The sequence below is a fragment of the Streptomyces sp. BF23-19 genome (genome assembly GCF_041106355.1).
GTDB lineage: Bacteria > Actinomycetota > Actinomycetes > Streptomycetales > Streptomycetaceae > Streptomyces > Streptomyces virginiae_A.
The window spans coordinates 1-6,939 of record NZ_JBGBPT010000089.1 but is presented as its reverse complement, the minus strand read 5'-3'; the positions used below and the strand labels follow the sequence as shown (position 1 = coordinate 6,939).

6 protein-coding genes and 1 pseudogene are annotated in these 6,939 nt (G+C 71.1%); 2 read left to right on the top strand and 5 right to left on the bottom strand.

Annotated elements, in window-relative coordinates:
• Positions 1 to 255, top strand: a 255-nt coding sequence (locus AB8A24_RS35455) for a hypothetical protein (protein WP_369478558.1), incomplete at its 5' end; no start/stop codon positions are given.
• Positions 252 to 1,673, top strand: a complete 1,422-nt coding sequence (locus AB8A24_RS35450) for an FAD-dependent monooxygenase (protein ID WP_328960954.1) — start codon at positions 252 to 254, stop codon at positions 1,671 to 1,673. The genes AB8A24_RS35455 and AB8A24_RS35450, both read left to right, overlap by 4 nt.
• Before the next feature lie 114 nt (positions 1,674 to 1,787).
• Here the strand turns inward: AB8A24_RS35450 and AB8A24_RS35445 are convergent, their stop codons facing one another.
• The 5 genes and pseudogenes from AB8A24_RS35445 to AB8A24_RS35425 all read right to left on the bottom strand — a co-directional run.
• Positions 1,788 to 2,789 (bottom strand): TIGR03842 family LLM class F420-dependent oxidoreductase, encoded by a 1,002-nt coding sequence (locus AB8A24_RS35445; RefSeq protein ID WP_328960955.1) that lies wholly within the window; start codon positions 2,787 to 2,789, stop codon positions 1,788 to 1,790.
• Between the two features lie 18 nt (positions 2,790 to 2,807).
• On the bottom strand, positions 2,808 to 4,208 hold the full coding sequence (hydA, locus tag AB8A24_RS35440; protein ID WP_328960956.1) for a dihydropyrimidinase: 1,401 nt from the start codon (positions 4,206 to 4,208) through the stop codon (positions 2,808 to 2,810).
• 13 nt (positions 4,209 to 4,221) lie between these two features.
• Complete coding sequence (locus AB8A24_RS35435) at positions 4,222 to 5,514, bottom strand: aspartate aminotransferase family protein (RefSeq protein WP_369478557.1); 1,293 nt, start codon at positions 5,512 to 5,514, stop codon at positions 4,222 to 4,224.
• On the bottom strand, positions 5,511 to 6,353 hold the full coding sequence (locus AB8A24_RS35430) for a nitrilase-related carbon-nitrogen hydrolase (RefSeq protein WP_328960958.1): 843 nt from the start codon (positions 6,351 to 6,353) through the stop codon (positions 5,511 to 5,513). Before AB8A24_RS35430 ends, AB8A24_RS35435 begins: the two co-directional genes overlap by 4 nt.
• Before the next feature lie 266 nt (positions 6,354 to 6,619).
• Positions 6,620 to 6,939 (bottom strand): annotated as a pseudogene (locus tag AB8A24_RS35425) (hypothetical protein); the annotation flags it as partial.

Here is a 6,939-nt window from a genome sequence, read left to right as displayed (position 1 = left end):
GGGGCGGCAGCCGTCGGCCGCCGCCCCGGACGCACGTGGACGGGTGGTTCTTCCGCGGCGGTCGCCGCGGATGCGACCATGATCCGGGCCGCTCGCGAGCGGCAGTGGACGCATACCGAGTCCCTGCAAGACGCCACTTCGACATCGGAGTTGCGCGCCGGGGACTCGGTTCCGCTGTTCCTGGCGCTCGCTTCGCCCGCGGTCCGGAACGTCCATGCGCACCATCGCGCCCGCGCAGAAGGCAGCCCGCCATGAGCCGAGCCACGAGCCACGCCCCCAGGCGTGTCGTCATCATCGGGGGCAGCCTCGCCGGCATGCTCGCGGCAGCAGCGGTCAAGGAACATGTCGATTCCGTCGAGATCCTCGAGGCCCACGAGTTGCCCGCAGGGCCCGAACCGCGCACCGGGGTTCCCCAAGCCGCCCATATCCACTGGCTGCAGGCCGGCGGCGCAGAGGCCATCGACGCCCTGCTGCCAGGCAGCATCGACCTGTTGATGGCCGCGGGCGCCCACCGCATACCGGTGACCACCGACATGGTGATCTACTCGCCCGAGGGTTGGTACCGGCGCTGGCAGCGCGCCACCCACTACGTGATCACCGCGAGCCGGGACCTGACAGACCTCGTGGTCCGCGAGGAGGTCCTGAAGGACTTGCGGGTCACCGTCCGTACGCACACCAAGGTGGTGGGGCTGCTCGGCGACCGCCATGCCGTCAAGGGCGTACGACTGCGTGGTGCCGACGGCATCGAGGCGGAACTGCGGGCCGACCTGGTCATCGACGCCTCCGGCCGGGCCTCCCGGCTGCCCCGGTGGCTTGCCCGGCTCGGACTCACCGGCCTCGCCGAGGAGCGTCTCGACTCCGGCATGGTCTATGCGAGCCGCCTCTACCGGGCCCCGGTCCCCACACGCGGCTGGCCGGTCGTCGGCGTGCAGGCCGACCCGCTTCTGCGGCAGCCCGCCAAGGCCGGCGGCATTCTGCCGATCGACGGCGACCGCTGGCACGTCAGCCTGATGGGAGCCCCCGGCGGGGAGCCCACCCGCGCCGCCGAGCATTTCGAGCCCTTCGCCCGTACGCTGCGCCACCCCATCCTGGCCGACCTGCTGCAGCACGCCGAACCGCTCGGCGATGTCAGCGTCACCCACAGCACCGCGAATCGGCGCTACCACTACGAACGGCTCGGCGCGCGGCCCGACGGCCTGGTGGCACTGGGGGATTCCGTCGCCACCTTCAACCCTGTCTACGCACAGGGCATGTCGGTGGCAGCGCTGGGCGCCCTCGCGCTGCGCGACCTGCTCGCGACCGGCCCGACCCTCGACCTGGCCCACCGCGCGCAGCGCGCCATCGCCCGGCCCGTGAACACCGCTTGGGCCCTTGCCACCGGTCAGGACATCCATTTCACGACCACCCGGGGCAAGCGCCCGAAGCTCACCGACCGCCTTCTCCGCCGCTACGTCAGCCGCCTGTCCCGCACGGCGACCGGATCGTTCCGTGCCGCCACGGCCCTGACCGACGTCCTGGCGCTCCAGGCTCCGCCCGCTTCCCTGGTCAGACCCGGCGTGCTGTTGGCCGCCCTCATCGGCCCGTTGCGTCCTCGGCTCGACCACCCTCAGTTCAGCTCGGCCGAACGCGAGCTCCTGGACGGCCTGCCGCACCGAGAGACCTCACGGACCTGAATCCGGCCTCGCCAACACCCCTCCGGCCGCGACCGCGACCGGCAGAGCGAGCCGCCTCCCCCGCACGGGCGGTGTGCCCGGCGGGGAGGCGGCTTGCTGGGCGGGTGCGGAAGGTCAGTCGCGCAGCACCGGAATGATGTGCTGGCCGTACGCGTCGATCGTGGCCTCCCGCGCGTCGTGCATGTCGTAGACGGCGAACTGGTCGACGCCCAGGTCGCGCAGGGCCCGCAGCTTCTCGATGTGCGCCTCGGCCGGCCCCAGCAGGCAGAAGCGGTCGACGATCTCGTCGGGGACGAAGTCGGTGGACGGGTTCCCGGCCCGGCCGTGGTGGCTGTAGTCGTAGCCCTGGCGGGCCTTGATGTACTCGGTGAGCTCGTCGGGAACCATCGAGGAGTGCTCGCCGTAGCGGCCGACGAGGTCGGCGACGTGGTTGCCGACCATTCCGCCGAACCAGCGGCACTGGTCGCGGGCGTGCGCGAGGTCCTCGCTCACGTACGCGGGCGCCGCCACGCAGATGGTGATCTCCGCCGGGTCGCGGCCGGCCGCGACGGCGGCCTCGCGGACCGACTTGACCATCCACTCGGTGAGGTAGAGGTCGGCGAGCTGGAGGATGAACCCGTCGGCCTTCTCCCCGGCCAGGGCCAGGGCCTTGGGCCCGTACGCCGCCATCCACACGGGGAGCTTCCCCTCGCGGACCCACGGCAGGCGGATCGGGTTGCCGTCCACCAGGGCTTCGCGACCCTCGGCCAGGTCCCGGATGACGTCGATGGCCTCGCCCAGGCGAGCCAGGGTGTTGGGCTTGCGTCCGGCGACCCGCATCGCCGAGTCCCCGCGCCCGATCCCGCAGACGGTGCGGTTGCCGAACATGTCGTTGAGGGTGGCGAAGGTGGAGGCGGTCACTTCCCAGGTGCGGGTGCCGGGGTTGGTGACCATGGGGCCGATGTGCAGCTTGCGGGTGTGTTCCAGGATCTGGCTGTAGATGACGAACGGCTCCTGCCAGAGGACCGCCGAGTCGAAGGTCCAGCCGTAGCGGAAGCCGTTGCGCTCGGCGCGCTTCATGAGGCTGATGACCTGGGAGGCGGGCGGGTCGGTCTGCAGGACGAGGCCGAAGTCCATGGGGCGGCTCCTTGAGCTTTACAGGTACTGGCAGGTGGAGCGGGGGACGAAGGCCCCGTGGCCGGCCCGGCCGGTGAATTCGCGCTGGTCGATGACGAGTTCGCCGCGCGAGAGCACGGTGTCGACGCGTCCGGTGATCCGCCTGCCCTCGTACGCCGAGTAGTCCACGTTCATGTGGTGCGTCTCGGCGGAGATGACCTGCTCGGCGTGCGGATCGTAGAGGACGATGTCGGCGTCGGAGCCCGGCGCGATGGTGCCCTTCTGCGGGTAGAGGCCGAACATCCGGGCCGGGCTCGCGCACGCGATCTCGATCCAGCGTCGGCGGCTGATGTGCCCGTCCAGGACGGCCTGGTGGAGGAGGTCCATCCGGTTCTCCACCCCCGGCAGCCCGTTGGGGATCTTGGAGAAGTCGCCCCGGCCCAGTTCCTTCTGGCCCCGGAAGCAGAAGGGGCAGTGGTCGGTGGAGACCACCTGGAGGTCGTTGGTCCGCAGGCCCCGCCACAGTGCCGCCTGGTGTTCCTTCGGCCGCAGCGGGGTGGAGCAGACGTACTTGGCGCCCTGGAAGTCGGGCTCCTCCAGGTTGTCCGTGGACAGGAACAGATACTGCGGACAGGTCTCCCCGAAGACCGGGAGCCCCTTGTCGCGGGCGGCGGCCAGTTCGGCGACCGCCTCCTCCGCCGAGACGTGGACCACGTACAGCGGGGCGCCCGCGACCCGCGCCAGCTGGATCGCGCGATGGGTGGCCTCCGCCTCCAGCAGGACCTTGCGGACCTCGCCGTGGTGGCGCGGGTCGGTCTCCCCACGGGCGAGGGCCTGTTCGACGAGGACGTCGATCGCGATGCCGTTCTCGGCGTGCATCATGATCAGCCCGCCGTTGGCGGCACCCCGCTGCATGGCGCGCAGGATCTGCCCGTCGTCGCTGTAGAAGACCCCGGGGTAGGCCATGAACAGCTTGAAGGAGGTGACGCCCTCGCCGACGAGGTGGTCCATCTCCTTGAGCGTTCTCTCGTTGACGTCCGAGAGGATCATGTGGAAGGCGTAGTCGACGGCGCAGTTGCCGTCGGCCTTGGCGTACCAGGTGTCGAGCCCCTCGCGCAGGGAGTGGCCCACGCTCTGCACGGCGAAGTCGACGATCGTGGTGGTGCCGCCCCAGGCGGCGGCTCTGGTTCCGGTCTCGAAGGTGTCGGAGGCCGACGTGCCTCCGAAGGGAAGTTCCATGTGGGTGTGCGCGTCGACCCCGCCGGGGATGACGTACTTCCCGGTCGCGTCGATCGTGCGGTCGGCCGTCCAGGCCTCGGCGGCCGCCGAGCCGTGTGCGGCCAGCGCCGCCACGCGGCCGTCCTCGATCAGGACGTCCGCGTGCAGTTCGTCGGAGGCGGTGACGACGAGGCCGCCGCGGATCAGGGTGCGGATGCTCATGTGATCCCCCTACTCAAATGCTGCGCAAGGCCTGTTCGAGGATCTCGGCGCCCTCTTCCGCCTCGGCGACGGTGAGGGAGAGCGGCGGCGCGATGCGCAGCACGCTGGTGTTGTACCCGCCCCCCTTGCCGAGCAGCAGACCGCCCTCGCGGGCCGCCTCCAGGACGGCCGCGGCCGCGTCCGGGTCGGCCTCGTCGGTGCCCGGCCTGGTGAGTTCGAGGCCGGCCATCAGGCCTCGACCGCGGACCTCCCGTACGGCGGGCACGGTGGCCGCGATCGCGCGCAGCCGCTCCAGGAGCAGGCCGCCGACGCGGCGGGCGTTGCCCTGGAGGTCGTGCTCCAGCAGGTACGCGAGGTTGGCGACGCCGGCCGCCATGGTGACCGGGGAGCCGCCGAAGGTGGAGATGGAGTTGGAGTCCAGGCAGTTCATCACCTCGGCGCGGGCCACGACCCCGCCGATGGACATGCCGTTGCCGATGCCCTTGGCGAAGGTGAGGATGTCCGGCGGGCCGTTCTGGGCGTGGGCCTGCCAGCCCCAGAAGTTGTCGCCGGTGCGTCCCCAGCCGGTCTGCACCTCGTCGCTGATCCACAGGATGCCGTGGCGGTCCAGCACCTCGAGGAAGGCTCCGTAGAGGCCGTCGGGCGGGGAGGTGAACCCGCCGACGCCCTGGACGGGTTCGGCGATGAGGGCGGCCACTCCCCCGCGGGCCTGGCCGAGCACGTCCTCCAGGTCCGCGACGGCGGCCGCGGTGAAGGCGGCGTCGTCCAGGTGGGCGAGGGGGCCGCGGGTGCGGACCGCGCCGTGGACGTAGTACGTCTGCAGCGGGGAGAGGCTGGTCGGGGACCAGCCTCGGTTCCCGGTGATCGAGACGGTGGAGAAGGACCGGCCGTGGTAGCTGTTGCGCATCGCCAGGATCTGGTTGGAGCGGCGGTACGTGGTCGCGAGCAGCAGGGCGGTGTCGTTGGCCTCGGTGCCGGAGGTGGTGAAGAAGACCCGGGCGTCGGGGATGCCGGAGAGGGCGGCGACCCGCTCGGCCAGCTCGATCATCGGCCGGTTGAGGTAGAGCGTGGAGGAGTGGATGATCCGCCCGGCCTGCTCGGACACGGCCTTGGTGACCTCGGGCAGGGCGTGGGCGGTCATCGTGGTGAGGATGCCGCCGAAGAAGTCGAGGTAGCGGTTGCCGTCGGCGTCCCAGACGTGGCGGCCCTCGCCGTGGGTGAGCTCGATGGGGTGCTTGTAGTAGAGCGCGAGCCAGTCGGGCAGGACGGTGCGGTGGCGGCTGTGGAGCGGGGTCGGGTTGGTCACGGCTGTACGAGTCCTCCGTAGGCGTCGGGACGGCGGTCGCGGTAGAAGGCCCACTGGTCGCGGACCTCCTTGATCAGGCCGAAGTCGAGGTCGCGGACGACGAGTTCCTCGTCCTTGTCGCTGGCGACGTCCCCGACGAACTGACCGCGCGGGTCGACGAAGTAGCTGGTGCCGTAGAAGTCGTTGTCGCCGTACTCCTCCTGGCCCACCCGGTTGATCGCGGCGATGAAGTACTCGTTGGCGACGGCCGAGGCCGGCTGCTCCAGCTGCCACAGGTACGCGGACAGGCCTCGGGAGGTGGCGGAGGGGTTGTAGACCAGCTGGGCTCCGGCCAGGCCCAGTTGGCGCCATCCCTCGGGGAAGTGGCGGTCGTAGCAGATGTAGACGCCGATCTTGCCGACGGCGGTGTCGAAGACGGGCCAGCCGAGGTTGCCCGGACGGAAGTAGTACTTCTCCCAGAAGCCTTTGACCTGGGGGATGTGGTGCTTGCGGTACTTGCCCAGGTAGCTGCCGTCGGCGTCGATGACGGCGGCGGTGTTGTAGTAGAAGCCCTCGCTCTCCAGCTCGAAGACCGGTACGACGATCACCATGCCGGTCTCGCGGGCGAGGTCCTGCATACGGCGTACGGTCGGGCCGTCGGGGACGGCCTCGGCCCACGCGTAGTGCTCGGGCTCCTGGACCTGGCAGAAGTAGGGGGCGTTGAAGACCTCTTGGAAGCCGATGATCTGCGCGCCTTCGGCGGCTGCCCGGCGGGCGTACTCCTCATGTTTGGCGATCATCGAATCGGTGTCTCCGGTCCAGGTGGCCTGGACCAGCGCGGCGCGGACGACTTGGGCCATGAGCTGCTCCTCGCGACGGGAACGCCGAGTTCTACGCACGTAGACGGTATGCGTAGGGAGTAGAACGTAGGCCTCGTCACAGCGTGGGGCAAGAGCGCCGTGCGCGGTTGGAGTAGTCGATCACGTTACGTCGCCCAGCGGTCGAATGCGGTCAGGAGACGGGCGGGTTAAGTGCCCCTAGGGGGTGTCTTGCCCGGTCGGGGCGGATCAAGGAGCGGTGCCGACCACCGCGAGCCCGCCCTGCCCCGGCGCCCCCAAGGCGCCCCCTAGGCACCTGCGATGCCCGCCACCCGCAGCGCGTGGAGGAGGTCGCGGTGCCGGGGTCCGGGCAGCGCCCGGGCCGCCCGGAGCAGCCTCGGGGCGAACCACTGCGGGTCGTGCCGGGCCAGGCCCGCCGCCTCCTCGGCGGTGCGCACCCGGACGAAGGCGCCGAGCAGGGCGTCGGCCTCGCGGATCCGGCCGGCGCCGTCGAGGGCGAGTGCCGCGTCCGCGACCTCGGAGGCCGGGCGGGCGACGCCTTGCTCGGCGCCTTCGTCCGGGTGCGCACCGCCGAGGAGGCGGCGGGCCTGGCCCGGCACGACCCGCA